The organism is Vreelandella profundi (assembly GCF_019722725.1).
Taxonomy (GTDB): domain Bacteria; phylum Pseudomonadota; class Gammaproteobacteria; order Pseudomonadales; family Halomonadaceae; genus Vreelandella; species Vreelandella profundi.
Map to the genome: position 1 here is coordinate 2,824,749 of NZ_CP077941.1, position 14,591 is coordinate 2,839,339.

Consider the following 14,591-nt stretch of genomic DNA (forward strand, 5'->3'; position numbering starts at 1 on the left):
ACTGGATACCGAAATGAAAGACACTATAGTTTCTTTGCTCGAAGGCGCCGTTACCGCGCTCAAGCACCAAGGCGTGCTGCCGAACGATCTTCAGCCCAGCATCAAAGTGGACCCCACGAAAGATAAGGCGCACGGCGATTACGCCACTAATCTAGCGCTGATGCTGGCCAAACCCGCTGGCAAAAACCCGCGTGAACTGGCCAACATGCTGGTGTCGGCGCTGCCTGAAAGCGACGCTGTTCAAAAAACTGAGATTGCTGGCCCCGGTTTTATCAACTTTTTTGCAGCGGCCGATGCGGCGGCACAAATTGTTGCTCAGGTCCTCGACTGCGGCGATACCTTTGGCCGCAGCTTGATCGGTAAAGGCGAAAAAGTGCAGGTGGAGTTCGTTTCCGCTAACCCCACCGGGCCGCTGCACGTCGGGCACGGCCGTGGTGCTGCGATTGGCGACTGCCTAAGCCGCCTGCTCGAAGCAACCGGCTATGACGTCACCCGCGAGTTCTACTATAACGACGCAGGCGCGCAAATCGCCAACCTTGCACGCTCTGTTCAGGCACGCGTTAAAGGCTTAGGCCCAGACGATCCCAGCTGGCCGGAAGACGGCTATCGCGGTGAATATATTGCCGATGTTGCCAAGGACTACTTGGCAGGCGAAACGGTTAGCGCGGATGATCGCGAAGTGACCGCGAAAGCTGACCCAGAAGATCTGGATGCGATTAAAGAGTTCGCCATTGCCTGGCTGCGCCGCGAACAGGATTTAGATTTAAAAGCCTTCGGCGTTGAGTTTGACGTTTATTTTCTTGAGTCTTCGCTCTATGAAGACGGCAAGGTAGCCGCCACGGTTGAAAAGCTGGTAGCGGCGGGCCACACCTATGAAGATGATGGCGCGATGTGGCTGCGCACCACAGATTTTGGTGATGACAAAGACCGCGTGATGCGTAAGCGTGACGGCGGCTACACCTACTTCCTGCCCGATGTGGCCTACCACTTAGACAAGTGGCAGCGCGGCTTTAAAACCGTGATTAATGAGCAGGGTGCCGACCACCACTCCACCGTGACGCGCGTGCGCGCTGGCTTACAGGCGTTAGAAGTCGGTATTCCCAAAGGCTGGCCCGACTACGTGCTTCACCAAATGGTGATGGTGACCCGCTCTGGCGTCGAGGTAAAACTCTCCAAGCGCGCCGGCAGCTACGTCACCGTGCGCGACTTGATCGACGAAGTTGGCCGTGACGCCACGCGCTTTTTCCTCGCGGCTCGCCGCGCTGATTCGCAGCTCACGTTTGATATCGACCTGGCCCGTTCACAGTCTAACGACAACCCGGTGTATTACATTCAGTACGCTCACGCCCGGGTATGCAGCATGTTGCGCAAAGCGCAGGACGCCGATCAGCCGTTCGATCATCCGCTAGCGATTGCCAATTTAGCGCTACTGGATAGCGATCAGGAGAAAGCCGTTCTGAACCGTTTGGCACGCTTCCCTGAAGTCGTTGAAACCGCGGCTAAGAACCGCGAGCCGCAGCAGGTTGCGCAGTATCTGCTCGACCTATCCGGCGATTTCCACACCTGTTATAACGCTGTCAAAGTAATGGTAGACGACGACACCTTACGCAACACGCGCCTGGCGCTGGGTCTTGCGACCCGCCAAGTGCTGCGTAACGGTCTCGATTTAATGGGGGTTAGCGCCCCAGAGGAGATGTAACGCATGGCCACCCCGCGTAAAAAGCCCACTAGCCGAGGCGCCACGTCACAGCGCAAATCCGGCGGCAAATCCGGCGGCGGCTTCCGACTACCCGGCTGGCTGTGGGGACTTGCTGGCATGGCGGCAGGTTTCTTCCTCGCCCAGCACCAGCACGGCACTGCTCCCTGGCAAGAGCAAAGTGATGCCCCTCAGGCAACAGTGCTGTCCAAGCCCGCCGGTAGCGAGGAGCGCGACGCCGCACGGGCAACTGAAGGCCCAGCCGAGCCCTCAATGCCCACCTTTGAATTTTATACGCTGCTGCCTGAAACCGAAGTTATTGCGCCTGGCGTTACCCTACCGTCAAGCGTTGTCCGTCCTGAAGTCACGGAGCCGACAGCCGAGAGCAGCACCGCATCCGATGCAGCTTCGGGCGATGACCCCATTGCGCAGGTAATTGCCGCTAATACACGCCCTGATGATCAGGTATCGGCTGCTCAGGAGAGCGCTGCCACCAGCAGCACGCCCAGCCGCTACATGCTTCAAGCAGCCTCTTTTCGCCAGCTAAGCGATGCCGAACAGCTGCGCGGTCGACTGCGCAACCTCAGCCTGCTGGCACAAATTAGTGAAGTACAGGCCGATGGCAACACCTGGCATCGCGTCCAGGTTGGCCCCTATGAAGACACCCGGGAGCTAAACCGCGCGCAGGATTTGATGGCCACGCAAGGCATTGAGCCGCTGCTTATTCAGCTACAAAACTGACAAACCCACCTTCCGATGTCGTGCGGGTGGTTGATTTTTTATCAGCCGCCCGCATTTTGTTGTGAACGCCTACACAACGGTCGCTTGCTGAGCGACCTGCCAGTCATCGGGAGCGTGTCTCCCTCAAGGAGTTATCTCCATGACCACAATTGTCTCCGTTCGTCGTGGTAATCAGGTCGCCCTCGCTGGCGATGGTCAAGTATCGCTGGGCAATACCGTAATGAAGGGTAACGCCAGTAAAGTGCGTCGCCTCTACCGTGGCAAAGTACTGGCCGGGTTCGCGGGCGGCACTGCAGACGCGTTTACGCTGTTTGAGCGCTTTGAAGCGCAGCTAGAAAAATATCAAGGCAATCTCACCAAAGCAGCGGTTGAACTCGCTAAAGATTGGCGCACCGATCGAGCGCTGCGCCGTTTAGAAGCATTGCTGGCCGTCGCCGACCACAGCGCCTCGCTAATCATTACCGGCAACGGTGACGTGGTTGAGCCTGAGCGCGGCATTATCGCCATTGGTTCTGGCGGCAACTTTGCCCAGGCAAGCGCCCGCGCGCTATTAGAAAATACCGAGCTTTCGGCACGTGAAATCACCGAGAAATCGCTGGCGATCGCTGGTGATATCTGTGTGTTCACCAACCACCACGTGACGCTCGAAGAGCTGTCGATCGATGGGCGCTCATAGCCCCATACGCCCTCTTCACGCTGCTCAATGAACATAAAGGTTACCGTTATGACTCAGATGACACCCCGCGAAATCGTTCACGCCCTCGATCAGTACATTATTGGCCAGCAGGACGCTAAGCGTGCTGTTGCCATTGCCCTGCGCAACCGCTGGCGCCGCATGCAGCTGGATGACGATTTGCGCCCGGAAGTCACGCCCAAGAACATTTTGATGATCGGCCCCACGGGCGTGGGTAAAACCGAGATTGCACGCCGCCTTGCTAAGCTGGCCAAAGCGCCGTTTATTAAAGTCGAAGCCACTAAATTTACCGAAGTTGGCTACGTTGGCCGCGACGTCGAGTCAATCATTCGCGACTTGATGGAAAACGCCATCAAAATGGTGCGCGAGCAGGCCAAAGAAGACGTAGGCCACCGTGCCGCCGATGCTGCCGAAGACCGGGTGCTCGATGCCCTGCTACCGCCGCCGCGTGGTCAGGAAGACAAGCCCCGTGAAGATAACGGCACTCGCCAAACCTTCCGCAAAAAACTTCGCGAAGGGCAGTTAGACGAAAAAGAGATCGATATCGAAGTGTCGGCGCAAAGCCAAGGTGTCGACATCATGACCCCGCCGGGCATGGAAGAGATGACCAACCAGCTGCAAAGCATGTTCTCCAACATGGGCCAGCAAAAGCGCGAAAACCGTCGCGTGACGGTAAAGGAAGCACTCGTACTGCTGCGCGACGAAGAAGCCGGCAAGCTGGTCAATGAAGAAGAGATCAAGGCGCGTGCGGTGTATTCCGTTGAGCAGCACGGCATCGTATTTTTAGATGAGATCGACAAAGTTGCCAAAGGCAGCGGCCAGTCGAGCGGTGGCGAAGTGTCTCGCGAAGGCGTGCAGCGTGATCTGCTGCCGCTCATTGAGGGCTCAACCGTTTCAACTAAATACGGCATGGTTAAAACCGACCACATTCTGTTTATCGCCTCAGGGGCTTTCCATCTGGCGCGTCCGTCGGACCTGATTCCAGAGCTTCAAGGTCGTCTGCCGATCCGCGTTGAGCTCGATGCACTGACGCCCAACGATTTCAAACGCATTCTGACCGAGCCTTCCGCCTCGCTGACTAAGCAATATAAAGCGCTGCTGGCGACTGAGGGTCTCGACATTGAGTTTACGCCAGACGGTATCGAGCGCATCGCGCAGATCTCCTGGCAGGTCAACGAAGGCACCGAAAACATCGGCGCTCGCCGTTTGCACACTGTGATGGAGCGGCTTCTGGAAGAGGCCTCCTTCAAAGGGGGCGACATGGAAGGCCCGCTGGTGATTGACGGCGACTACGTCAATGCACAGCTTGGCGAATTGGCAGTTGACGAAGATTTATCGCGCTATATCTTATAAGCGTCCGCATCTTTACATAACCGACGCGGGGCGTAGGTGGCGATGAGCTGCCTGCGCCCCGCCTGCTTAGAGGTTTGTTATGACTGCTCCTACGCCGACCCGCGTTCACTACCATAAGCAGACCCGCGAGCTAGAGCTTGGCTACGCCACTGGCGAAACCTTCCGCCTGCCGGTGGAACTGCTGCGCGTCTACTCTCCCTCGGCAGAAGTACGCGGCCATGGCGGCGACAGCGCCGTACTTCAGGTAGGTAAAAAAGACGTCGGCCTGCAAAATATTAGCCAAGCCGGCAACTACGCGCTAAAGCTGCATTTTGACGATGGCCACGACAGCGGTTTGTTTAGCTGGAACTATCTGCATGATCTCGCCATCCATCAAGAGGCCTACTGGAACAACTACTTGCAGCGCCTGCAGGACGCCGGTGCCTCTCGTGAGCCTGCGGGTATTCAATTCAAGCAGCTGTGACCATGACGCAACCCAAGGCGGCGATAAGCCTGGGCAGACAAGTCAGGGTGGACAAGGCTACAATGGCGCTAACTTTTTAATCGCACCGGCCTCTCAGTCAAAAGACTCAGGGTCGATTTGCCACCGCCTCGAATTCGGGAGCTACCTACGCCATGAGCCCCACAGAAAAACGCACGACTCACTTTGGTTTCCAGGAAGTCTCGGTTGACGAGAAAGCCTCGCGAGTGGCCGATGTATTCCACTCCGTTGCGGCCCGCTACGACGTGATGAATGACCTCATGTCGATGGGCATCCACAGAGTATGGAAGCGCATGACGATTGAGCGCGCGGGCGTGCGCCCAGGCCATCATGTGCTAGATATTGCCGGCGGCACGGGTGATTTAACGCTGAAGTTTTCCCGTCTGGTGGGGCCACGTGGCAAAGTAGTGCTGGCCGACATCAATGCCTCGATGCTGAAAGTAGGCCGCGATAAGCTGATGGATAACGGCGTGGGCGGCAACGTTGAATATGTTCAGGCCAACGCCGAATGTCTGCCGTTTCCCGACAACAGTTTTGACTGCATTACGATTGCCTTTGGCCTGCGCAACGTTACCGACAAAGACGCCGCGCTGCGCTCCATGGCACGCGTACTCAAGCCCGGCGGCCGTCTCTTAGTGCTGGAGTTTTCCAAGCCGAATAATCCACTGCTTTCCAAAGCTTACGACGAATACTCTTTCCGCCTACTGCCCAAAATGGGCGAACTGGTAGCCGGCGATGGCGAAAGCTACCGCTATTTGGCAGAGTCCATTCGTATGCACCCGGATCAGGAAACGCTCAAAGCCATGATGGAGTCCGCAGGCCTTGAGCGCGTTGAGTACACCAATTTGACCGGCGGCATTGTTGCACTGCACCGCGGCATTAAATTATGACGCTCTCTCCCGTAGCGCGTTCCATCAAGAGGTCAGCATGCTGGTAACCCCAACCTTGCTGCTGGCCGGTTGTGAACGCACGCTCAATGCTCTTCTTGCCCGTGACCCGGCAGCCCCTGGCCGCTTGGCGAAGCTTGCGGGCAGCCGCCTGCTGGTACGCTTCGAGCAGCCGCATCTGGCCGTGGTTATCCACTATCATCATGCCGGGGTAGATCTACTGCGGGGCGATGACACTGAAGAAGCCGACGTTAATGCGGTGGTCGAACTCACCCCCGAAACGTTGTCCGAGTGGATTGGCGGCGCCTCAATCGAGCGGCTAATGTTTGACGGCAAGCTCGCCGTGCGGGGTCATATTCATCTGCTAGAAGCTACCCGCGAGCTGCTTTTCGATCTGGATATTGATTGGGAAAATGAGCTTGCTAATTGGCTGGGCGATATGCCCGCACACTCCCTAGCGGAGGGCTTGCGGCGCATGGCTCGCTGGGGGCTGCGCGCCAAAGATGAGCTGATCCAGGACGTGTCAGAGTACGTCTTTGAAGAGGCGCGCCTGCTGCCAGGGCGACAGCAGCGTAACGTTTTACGCGAGCATCTCACCGAGCTAGAAGTAGCGACCGATCGCCTGGAGGCACGCTTTAAGCGCTTAGAACGGCTACTGATACAGCGCCAAATGCTGACGCAGGAGCCACGCCCATGAGCCTGCGTTTGCTGCGCATTAGCTGGGTGATTAGCCGTCACCGGCTGGATACATTACTCCCGTTAGAGCGTCTTCCCTGGTGGCTGCGGGCGCTGCTTTGGTTTTCACCGCTGCGCTTAATACCCATCGGTAAGCGCTCACGCGGCGAACGTTTACGCCTCGCCCTAGAGGCCCTAGGGCCAATTTTCATCAAATTTGGGCAGATGCTCTCGACACGCCGCGATTTGCTGCCGGCGGATATCGCAGATGAGCTGAAGCGCCTTCAAGATCAGGTGCCACCCTTCCCAGGCGAGCAGGCCATTGCTCGGGTCGAGAAAGAGCTGGAGATGTCGCTGGCGGAAGCGTTTGCTGAATTTGACCATGTGCCGCTGGCCTCAGCGTCGATTGCTCAAGTGCATGCCGCCCGGCTTCACAGCGGCGAAGACGTGGTGGTTAAAATCATTCGGCCGAGTATAGACCGCGTGATGCGCCAGGACATGGCGCTTATGTACCAAGTCGCCAAACTGCTGTCCAAGGTGCCTGATGCACGCCGTTTGCGCCCGGTAGAAGTCATTCGTGACTATGAAGCTACGCTGTTTGATGAGCTGGATCTTTATAAAGAAGCAGCCAACACCTCACAGCTAAAGCGTAACTTTAAAGACTCACCGCTACTGTTTGTACCGACCATTTATTGGTCCTTCACGCGCCGGCACGTCATGGTGCAAGAACGTATTCGCGGCATTCCGGTTGCCGACCTGGATAGCCTGATCGCCCACGGCACCAACTTGAAAAAGCTGGCCGAGCGCGGCGTTGAGCTCTTCTTTACCCAGGTATTTCGCGATAACTTCTTTCATGCCGACATGCATCCGGGCAATATTTTTGTTAACTGCGACAATCCCGAAGACCCTCAGTACATCGCCATCGACTGCGGCATCGTCGGCAGCCTAACGCGCGAAGATCAGGACTATTTGGCGCGCAACCTGCTGGCGTTTTTTCATCAGGATTATTACGAAGTCGCCGCCCTGCACATTGAGTCTGGCTGGGTGGGCGAAAACACGCGTGCGAATGAGTTTGCCGCCGCGATTCGTACGGTGTGTGAGCCTATTTTAGAGAAACCGCTAAAAGACATTTCTTTCGGCCAGGTGCTGTTAGGGCTGTTTCAAACCGCGCGGCGCTTTAATATGGAAGTGCAGCCGCAGCTCGTCCTACTGCAGAAAACGTTGCTGAACATTGAAGGACTAGGTCGCCAGCTTTATCCCGACTTAGATCTATGGAGCACCGCTAAGCCTTATTTAGAGCAGTGGATGAAAGAGCGTGCGGGCGTCGGCGGCCTGTGGGAGTCATTAAAGCGTCAGGCGCCGGAGCTTTCGCGCCAGCTACCTGAATTACCCGTACTCGCCCATCAGGCGCTCAGCCGCATGGAGCATGAGCATCGCCAGCGCCACCAGCAGGTCGATGCCATCAGCGCCATGCGCCAGCAGATGGCCCGCCAAGGTAAGCGCCTGTATCGTCTACGATTAGGGTTAATAGTGCTGGCCCTGGCGCTCGCCTGGCAGCCGTTAAGCGGTTGGATTGAGCTCCAGGAGTGGCCGGTCTTGGCCGCCGCCGGTATCGGCCTATTGCTGTTAGTCTGGCAATAAAGCGGCGTGACTTAACGATTATAAGGATTCTCATGGACACCGACCCATCATCGACTAGCAATGCGTATGTGCTGGATACTCTCAATGAGGTACTCAAGCAGCGGCGTCATGCAGTGGCAGAAGAATCTTATGTTGCATCCTTGCATCACAAGGGTTTGAACAAGATACTCGAAAAAGTGGGTGAAGAAGCCACTGAAACATTGCTTGCAGCCAAAGATGCGGAGCACGGCGGTGAGGCTGAGCGCCAAGCGCTGATTTCTGAAACGGCCGACCTGTGGTTTCATAGCCTGGTGATGCTGTCTCATTTGGAGCTTGATCATCAAGCCGTTTTAGACGAGCTGGCACGACGCTTTGGCATTTCCGGCCATGATGAAAAAGCCTCCCGTTAGCAGTACGCTTGGCGTAGGATTAGCTTACCGGCATCAGTATCCACTAAGCGTGTAGTTATTAAGAAAGTTAACCTGTACCCATGAGGAAACGCATATGTTAGGTGGTATCAGTATTTGGCAGTTGCTGATTGTTCTGGGCATCATCATCCTAGTTTTCGGCACCAAAAAACTGCGCAACGTAGGCACCGACCTCGGCGGGGCGGTCAAAGGCTTCAAGAAAGCCATGCACGACGAAGAGAAAAACAAAGAGGCTGATAGCGAAGACCCCCATCAGCCGAATGCCAAAGTCAGCCATGAAGAGCCCGGCAATACGTACGATGTTCAGGCCGAAGAGAAGCGTGCCGCTGAACGCAACGAAGAGCGCAAGTAACTCATGCTGGATATCGGCTTTCTTGAGCTCATGCTTATTGGCATTGTTGCGCTGCTGGTGCTTGGACCAGAGCGCCTGCCCCGCGCTGCCCGCACGACGGGCCTATGGATCGGCAGAATCAAGCGCACGGTATCTGGTATGCAGCGCGAAATCAGCGCCCAGCTGGAAGCCGAAGAGCTGCGTCAAAAGCTTAACGACCAGCAGAAGAAGCTCAACGATAGCCTGCAGCAAGCGAAGCTGGACGTAGAAAGCATTGTCGATACACCCGCGACAACGCGGGCTAAATCAACTAGCGCAGCAGCGCCAAGCGAAACACCGCATGCAGCACAGCAGAGCGAGATGCAACAGCGCGCTGCTCAGGCCAGCTCTCACCTAGATGACGCGCTGGAAACGGTGCGTGAAGAAACGCCTACACCCTCCCCAGCGCCTCCCGCGGCAGCATCCTCTGGCAAAACAGACGCGACTGAATCTGAGCAGGCTGCATTTAATAAGGATAGCAATCACCAATGAGTATGTTTGGCGATTCAAAGGAGCCTCAGCAAGATCAACCCCAAACCCCGCTTATTGAGCACCTAATCGAACTGCGTTCACGCCTAATGCGCGCCGTAGTTCTTATTTTGGTGATCTTTTTGGGCCTCTATGCCTTTGCCAACGACATTTATAGCTTTGTCGCTGAGCCATTGATGGCGCTGTTGCCTGAAGGCTCACAGATGATCGCCACGGAAGTAACATCGCCCTTCTTAGCACCGTTTAAGCTGACCCTAGTAGTGGCCGTGTTTATCGCCATTCCTTTTGTATTGCATCAGGCGTGGGCGTTTATTGCGCCGGGCCTTTACGATAACGAAAAAGCCTTAGCCATTCCTATTCTGGTTTCAAGCATTGCGCTGTTTTACGGCGGTGCAGCGTTTGCTTATTACGTGGTGTTTCCGCTGCTGTTTGAGTTTTTTACCCAGACCGGGCCAGAAAACGTCGCCGTAATGACCGATATCAATCAGTATTTGAACTTCGTTCTTAAGCTGTTTTTTGCCTTCGGCGTGGCGTTTGAAATTCCTATTGCCACGTTCTTGCTCATTCTTTCGGGGGCTACCTCAGTTGAAAGCCTGTCCAAGAAGCGCCCCTATATTCTGCTGGGCTGCTTCGTGGTGGGCATGCTGCTCACGCCACCGGATGTCATTTCACAAAGCCTGCTGGCGATTCCGATGTACCTACTTTACGAGGTTGGCCTGCTGTTTGGTCGCCTAGTACGCAAGCGTAAAGCGGAAAAAGAAGCGGCGGAAGAGCAGGAAGACATGCTATAGCAGGCACTAAAGACGTAGATAGTGAAAAGCCGCCGCCATTAATCATGGCGGCGGCTTTTTATCTCAACCGTTAACGATCTCGCAATAGCCCTTAATCTATCATTTCTGCGTTAGTCCATCATTTCCGCGAGACGATCAACGAGCTTAAAGATACCGGTAGCTGCTTCGCTGATACGCGTTGCCAGCATGTAAGCGGGTGTCGTCACTACGCTGTGCTCAAAATCAACCACGATATCCTCTACGCTACAGGTGCGGTGCAGCCCACCCATTGCACTAATGGCACCGGATACCGCCGGGTCATTGCCCACCGTGACAGCAATGCCATCTCCCAGCAGACGTGGCACCAGTGCCGGAGCAATACACATCAGGCCGATAGGCTTGGCTTCTTGACGAAAGCCCACCAGCGCCTCTTTCAGCGCCTCTAGCACCTGCATATTATCGCTGGCACTGGCAAAGTCTGAAAGATTTTTGGCGACCCCAAAACCACCGGGCACAATCACCGCATCAAAGTTATCCGCGTTTAACGCCTCTAGCGCGCTTATGTCCCCTCGCGCTAGGCGGGCAGACTCCAACAACACGTTGCGCTGCTCGCCTTCAACAACCTCTTGCGTAAGATGGTTCACAACATGCTGCTGTTCTATATCGGGTGCAAAGCAGCGATACTCAATACCCAGCTGATCCAAGCGCAGCAGCGTCAGCGTGGTCTCATAAATTTCAGAACCATCGTAAACGCCGCATCCGGCTAAAATGACTGCCACCTGTTTGGCCATGCCTATCTCCTTATTTTAGGGTCTGCCGAACGCATTACCGCAAAGCTGTCGCCCACTTTAGTCAGTGTGGTGGTTTGTCACAAGGCGTCTTTCGCCGCAGGTTATGGCTGATATACTGGCTACAGGCCTTCGGGCATCCTCATTTAAGAACCTCATTTGCGATCCTTGATGGAGACAACCTTTGAGTGCATCTATGATTCCCCGTCACTTCCCCGCCACGCGCATGCGCCGCATGCGCCGCGATGATTTTTCACGTCGCTTAATGCAAGAAAAAACGCTGACGCCCGCGGATCTCATCCTGCCAGTCTTTGTTCTTGAAGGTGAAAATCAGCGTGAACCCATAGCCTCAATGCCGGGCGTGGAACGGCTTTCGATCGACCTGCTGATTGAGCAGGCTCGCGAAGCGTTTGCATTAGGCATTCCCGCTCTGGCGCTATTTCCGGTCGTCGGCCCTGAGCAAAAAAGTGAGCTCGCCGAAGAAGCCTATAGCGCCAGCGGACTGGTTCAGCGTAGCGTGCGCGCGCTAAAAGAAGCGCTGCCTGAACTCGGCATCATTACTGACGTGGCGCTTGACCCGTATACCATTCATGGCCAAGACGGCATTTTAGATGGGCAGGGCTACGTGCAAAACGACCGCACCGTAGAAACGTTGCTGAAGCAGGCGCTTTCCCATGCCGAAGCGGGTGCCGACGTGGTGGCACCCTCTGACATGATGGACGGGCGCATTGGTTCGATTCGCCAAGTGCTGGAGCAAGAAAACTTACACAACGTGCGGATAATGGCCTACAGCGCGAAGTACGCATCGCACTACTACGGGCCATTTCGGGATGCGGTCGGGTCGGCCACTAACCTGGGCAAAGCGGACAAACGCACCTATCAAATGAACCCCGCCAACAGCGATGAAGCACTGCATGAAGTGGCCATGGACATCAGCGAAGGCGCCGACATGGTCATGGTCAAACCTGGCATGCCCTATTTAGACGTGGTGCGCCGGGTAAAGGATGAACTCAAGGTTCCCACCTTTGCTTATCAAGTCAGCGGCGAGTACGCCATGCATCGCGCAGCCTTCGATAACGGCTGGCTGGAAGCAGAACCCGTCATACTAGAGTCACTGATGTGCTTTAAGCGCGCCGGGGCAGACGGCATTTTGACCTATTTCGCACTTGATGCGGCCCGGCTATTGCAGCAAGGCTAATGAAGTACAGCGTCGCTAAGCCGCTTATTGGCATGATGTTGCCCAAGATGACAATCCAGTGACACGTATTTGTCATCTTCTCCCCGCATACTGCGCTGATCTATCAGTATCAGGCTATGATACGTTCGAGCCATCGACGCGGGGAGATCCACCATGGACGAGCACGTTTCCAGTCCACCATTATCGCCTACCGATCAAACCAGCAGCGACGGCGATATGCCGCTACGTATAAATCGTACGCCCACCGGGGTTCAGGCGCGTGAAGCGTTGCCCGAAACCGATCTTGACGATACCCAGCTCTACTTCAACCGCGAGCTGTCGCATTTACAGTTTAATATCCGCGTATTGGAACAGGCGCTAGATGATGCACATCCGTTACTCAATCGGCTGATGTTCCTGCTTATTTTTTCTTCTAATATGGATGAGTTCTTCGAGATTCGCGTCGCAGGTCTCAAGCATCAAATTGCCTTGGGTGATACCACCACGGCCGCCGACGGCCGATTGCCCAAAGCGGTACTGGCGGAAATATCCCAGCTCGCCCATGCGCAAATTTTCCGCCAATATCAAATTCTCAACGAAACGCTGCTGCCCGCACTGGAAGCGCAGGGGCTGCGTTTTCGACGACGCGATCAGTGGACCAGCGCGCAAAAAGCCTGGGGCAGAGCCTTTTTTGATAACGAGATTATGCCGGTCATCAGCCCGATTGGCCTTGACCCGTCGCACCCTTTTCCACGGCTGGTGAATAAAAGCCTCAACTTCATTGTTGAACTGGAAGGCAAGGATGCTTTTGGCCGTGTAGGCGGCATGGCGATTTTGCCGGCTCCGCGCTCGCTGCCACGGCTGATGGCACTGCCTAAGGAGCTATGCGAAGAAGGCTTTTCAGAGTATGTGTTTTTATCATCGATGATTCATGCCCATGCCGACGAGCTATTTCCCGGTATGCGCGTGCGCGGCTGCTATCAATTCCGCCTGACCCGCAATGCTGACATGAGCGTCGATCCCGAAGAAGTGTCTGACTTAGCCTCAGCGCTGCGCGGCGAGCTGCTGGCGCGGCGCTATGGCAGCGGCGTACGGCTGGAAGTGGCCGACAACTGCCCGGATGGCTTAAGCAATTTTCTGCTGCGCCAGTTTGAGCTTGAAAACGGTGATTTGTACCGCGTCAAAGGCCCGGTTAATTTAACGCGCATGATGTCAGCGCTGGGTGACGTTGACCGCCCTGAGCTGCTTTATCGCCCGTTCATTCCCAGCATTCCCAAAGTACTTAAGGCAGGCAGCCTGTTTGATGCCATCGCTAAGAACGACATTCTGCTGCACCATCCCTTTCAGTCATTCTCACCGATTGAAGACCTGCTGCGCGAAGCTGCTCGCGACCCCCATGTATTGGCGGTAAAGCAGACTCTTTATCGCACCGGGGCAGACTCGCCTATTGTGAGTGCGCTGGTGGAGGCTGCCAGCCAAGGCAAAGAGGTGACCGTGGTGATTGAGCTGCGCGCACGCTTTGATGAAGCCGACAACCTACAGCTTGCTTCACGCCTTCAAGAAGCCGGTGCCATCGTTGTTTACGGCATTATGGCCTATAAAACCCATGCCAAAATGCTGCATATTGTGCGTCGTGAGAAAGGCGAACTGTGCTACTACGCTCACCTTGGCACCGGCAACTATCACTCCAAAACCGCTAAACTGTACACCGACTACAGCCTGCTGACCGCAAACAAACTGCTTTGCGCTGACGTACATAAAGTGTTCCAGCAGCTTTCCGGAATGGGCCGAGCGCGAAAAATTGATACGCTGCTTCACGCCCCCTTCACGCTGCACGAGCGGTTAGTCGAAATGATTGACCGTGAGGCGCACATTGCGCGTAAAGGAAAGCGCGGGCACATCATTATTAAATGCAATTCGTTAACCGAGCCTAAATTAATTAAAGCGCTCTATCGCGCGTCTCAAGCGGGCGTAGAGTGCGACCTTATTATTCGCGGCATGTGTTGCCTGAAACCCGGCGTACCCGGCGTTTCAGACAATATTCGCGTGCGTTCAATCATTGGCCGCCTGCTGGAACATACCCGCGTATTTCATTTTCACAATGACGGCAAATCAGAGACATGGTGTTCAAGCGCCGACTTTATGTCGCGCAACATGTTTCACCGAGTGGAAACCTGCTTCCCGCTGCTTGATAAAAAACTCGCTACCCGCGTACGCAAAGACCTTGAAACCTACTTGGTCGACAACTGCCAGAGCTGGCTACTGCAAACCGATGGCAGCTACCAGCTCCAAGACCCTGGCGAGAGTGATCCTATCAGCGCTCAGGAAACCCTGCTTTACGCCTATGCATCAAAGAGCTAGATAATCCAAAACGAATAAGGCCCCTACGCTAAACTGAGCGTTAGGGACCTTTATTGCTATG

Annotated in this window: 15 protein-coding genes; 14 read left to right on the top strand and 1 reads right to left on the bottom strand. The window is 55.4% G+C overall.

Annotated features, from left to right (window positions below):
* Positions 1 to 13: 13 nt before the first annotated feature.
* The 12 genes from argS (at position 14) to tatC (ending at position 10,225) form a co-directional block, all read left to right on the top strand.
* Complete coding sequence (gene argS, locus KUO20_RS12925) at positions 14 to 1,699, top strand: arginine--tRNA ligase (RefSeq protein ID WP_235040257.1); 1,686 nt, start codon at positions 14 to 16, stop codon at positions 1,697 to 1,699.
* A 3-nt stretch (positions 1,700 to 1,702) separates the two neighbouring features.
* A complete protein-coding gene (locus tag KUO20_RS12930; protein WP_235040258.1) occupies positions 1,703 to 2,437 on the top strand; it encodes an SPOR domain-containing protein in 735 nt (244 codons plus the stop codon).
* 139 nt (positions 2,438 to 2,576) lie between these two features.
* Positions 2,577 to 3,113, top strand: coding sequence for an ATP-dependent protease subunit HslV (hslV, locus tag KUO20_RS12935; RefSeq protein WP_235040259.1), 537 nt, complete (start codon positions 2,577 to 2,579; stop codon positions 3,111 to 3,113).
* 48 nt (positions 3,114 to 3,161) lie between these two features.
* The gene (hslU, locus tag KUO20_RS12940; protein WP_235040260.1) at positions 3,162 to 4,484 is read left to right on the top strand and encodes an ATP-dependent protease ATPase subunit HslU; all 1,323 of its coding nucleotides are present in this window, start codon (positions 3,162 to 3,164) and stop codon (positions 4,482 to 4,484) included.
* Positions 4,485 to 4,563: 79 nt separating this feature from the next.
* Positions 4,564 to 4,947 carry a gamma-butyrobetaine hydroxylase family protein gene (locus KUO20_RS12945; RefSeq protein ID WP_235040261.1) on the top strand — a complete coding sequence of 128 codons (384 nt, stop codon included), beginning with the start codon at positions 4,564 to 4,566 and terminating at the stop codon, positions 4,945 to 4,947.
* Positions 4,948 to 5,099: 152 nt separating this feature from the next.
* A complete protein-coding gene (gene ubiE, locus KUO20_RS12950) occupies positions 5,100 to 5,855 on the top strand; it encodes a bifunctional demethylmenaquinone methyltransferase/2-methoxy-6-polyprenyl-1,4-benzoquinol methylase UbiE (protein WP_235040262.1) in 756 nt (251 codons plus the stop codon).
* Between the two features lie 37 nt (positions 5,856 to 5,892).
* Positions 5,893 to 6,549: a ubiquinone biosynthesis accessory factor UbiJ gene (locus KUO20_RS12955; protein WP_235040263.1), complete on the top strand. Its 657-nt coding sequence runs from the start codon at positions 5,893 to 5,895 to the stop codon at positions 6,547 to 6,549.
* Positions 6,546 to 8,168 carry a ubiquinone biosynthesis regulatory protein kinase UbiB gene (ubiB, locus tag KUO20_RS12960; protein WP_235040264.1) on the top strand — a complete coding sequence of 541 codons (1,623 nt, stop codon included), beginning with the start codon at positions 6,546 to 6,548 and terminating at the stop codon, positions 8,166 to 8,168. Before KUO20_RS12955 ends, ubiB begins: the two co-directional genes overlap by 4 nt.
* A gap of 32 nt (positions 8,169 to 8,200) precedes the next feature.
* The gene (locus tag KUO20_RS12965) at positions 8,201 to 8,557 is read left to right on the top strand and encodes a phosphoribosyl-ATP diphosphatase (RefSeq protein WP_235040265.1); all 357 of its coding nucleotides are present in this window, start codon (positions 8,201 to 8,203) and stop codon (positions 8,555 to 8,557) included.
* A 94-nt stretch (positions 8,558 to 8,651) separates the two neighbouring features.
* Positions 8,652 to 8,927 (top strand): Sec-independent protein translocase subunit TatA, encoded by a 276-nt coding sequence (gene tatA / locus KUO20_RS12970; RefSeq protein ID WP_235040266.1) that lies wholly within the window; start codon positions 8,652 to 8,654, stop codon positions 8,925 to 8,927.
* 3 nt (positions 8,928 to 8,930) lie between these two features.
* Positions 8,931 to 9,437, top strand: a complete 507-nt coding sequence (gene tatB / locus KUO20_RS12975; RefSeq protein ID WP_235040267.1) for a Sec-independent protein translocase protein TatB — start codon at positions 8,931 to 8,933, stop codon at positions 9,435 to 9,437.
* Positions 9,434 to 10,225 (top strand): twin-arginine translocase subunit TatC, encoded by a 792-nt coding sequence (gene tatC / locus KUO20_RS12980; RefSeq protein ID WP_235040268.1) that lies wholly within the window; start codon positions 9,434 to 9,436, stop codon positions 10,223 to 10,225. Before tatB ends, tatC begins: the two co-directional genes overlap by 4 nt.
* A 110-nt stretch (positions 10,226 to 10,335) precedes the next feature.
* Here the strand turns inward: tatC and elbB are convergent, their stop codons facing one another.
* Positions 10,336 to 10,995, bottom strand: a complete 660-nt coding sequence (elbB, locus tag KUO20_RS12985) for an isoprenoid biosynthesis glyoxalase ElbB (protein WP_235040269.1) — start codon at positions 10,993 to 10,995, stop codon at positions 10,336 to 10,338.
* A 193-nt stretch (positions 10,996 to 11,188) separates the two neighbouring features.
* On the opposite strand from elbB, the gene hemB reads away from it, so the two are divergent.
* The gene (gene hemB, locus KUO20_RS12990; protein WP_235042480.1) at positions 11,189 to 12,190 is read left to right on the top strand and encodes a porphobilinogen synthase; all 1,002 of its coding nucleotides are present in this window, start codon (positions 11,189 to 11,191) and stop codon (positions 12,188 to 12,190) included.
* A 153-nt stretch (positions 12,191 to 12,343) separates the two neighbouring features.
* Positions 12,344 to 14,530 (top strand): polyphosphate kinase 1, encoded by a 2,187-nt coding sequence (gene ppk1, locus KUO20_RS12995; protein ID WP_235040270.1) that lies wholly within the window; start codon positions 12,344 to 12,346, stop codon positions 14,528 to 14,530.
* The last annotated feature ends 61 nt before the right edge of the window (positions 14,531 to 14,591 follow it).

What these genes read in the sequence shown, in the direction of transcription:
- hemB (WP_235042480.1), top strand. Translation starts at nt 11,189, where the DNA reads ATGATTCCCCGTCACTTCCCCGCCACGCGCATGCGCCGCATGCGCCGC.
- ubiB (WP_235040264.1), top strand. Translation starts at nt 6,546, where the DNA reads ATGAGCCTGCGTTTGCTGCGCATTAGCTGGGTGATTAGCCGTCACCGG.
- KUO20_RS12930 (WP_235040258.1), top strand. Translation starts at nt 1,703, where the DNA reads ATGGCCACCCCGCGTAAAAAGCCCACTAGCCGAGGCGCCACGTCACAG.
- hslU (WP_235040260.1), top strand. Translation starts at nt 3,162, where the DNA reads ATGACTCAGATGACACCCCGCGAAATCGTTCACGCCCTCGATCAGTAC.
- argS (WP_235040257.1), top strand. Translation starts at nt 14, where the DNA reads ATGAAAGACACTATAGTTTCTTTGCTCGAAGGCGCCGTTACCGCGCTC.
- KUO20_RS12945 (WP_235040261.1), top strand. Translation starts at nt 4,564, where the DNA reads ATGACTGCTCCTACGCCGACCCGCGTTCACTACCATAAGCAGACCCGC.
- tatC (WP_235040268.1), top strand. Translation starts at nt 9,434, where the DNA reads ATGAGTATGTTTGGCGATTCAAAGGAGCCTCAGCAAGATCAACCCCAA.
- hslV (WP_235040259.1), top strand. Translation starts at nt 2,577, where the DNA reads ATGACCACAATTGTCTCCGTTCGTCGTGGTAATCAGGTCGCCCTCGCT.
- elbB (WP_235040269.1), bottom strand. Translation starts at nt 10,995, where the DNA reads ATGGCCAAACAGGTGGCAGTCATTTTAGCCGGATGCGGCGTTTACGAT.
- ubiE (WP_235040262.1), top strand. Translation starts at nt 5,100, where the DNA reads ATGAGCCCCACAGAAAAACGCACGACTCACTTTGGTTTCCAGGAAGTC.
- KUO20_RS12955 (WP_235040263.1), top strand. Translation starts at nt 5,893, where the DNA reads ATGCTGGTAACCCCAACCTTGCTGCTGGCCGGTTGTGAACGCACGCTC.
- KUO20_RS12965 (WP_235040265.1), top strand. Translation starts at nt 8,201, where the DNA reads ATGGACACCGACCCATCATCGACTAGCAATGCGTATGTGCTGGATACT.
- ppk1 (WP_235040270.1), top strand. Translation starts at nt 12,344, where the DNA reads ATGGACGAGCACGTTTCCAGTCCACCATTATCGCCTACCGATCAAACC.
- tatB (WP_235040267.1), top strand. Translation starts at nt 8,931, where the DNA reads ATGCTGGATATCGGCTTTCTTGAGCTCATGCTTATTGGCATTGTTGCG.
- tatA (WP_235040266.1), top strand. Translation starts at nt 8,652, where the DNA reads ATGTTAGGTGGTATCAGTATTTGGCAGTTGCTGATTGTTCTGGGCATC.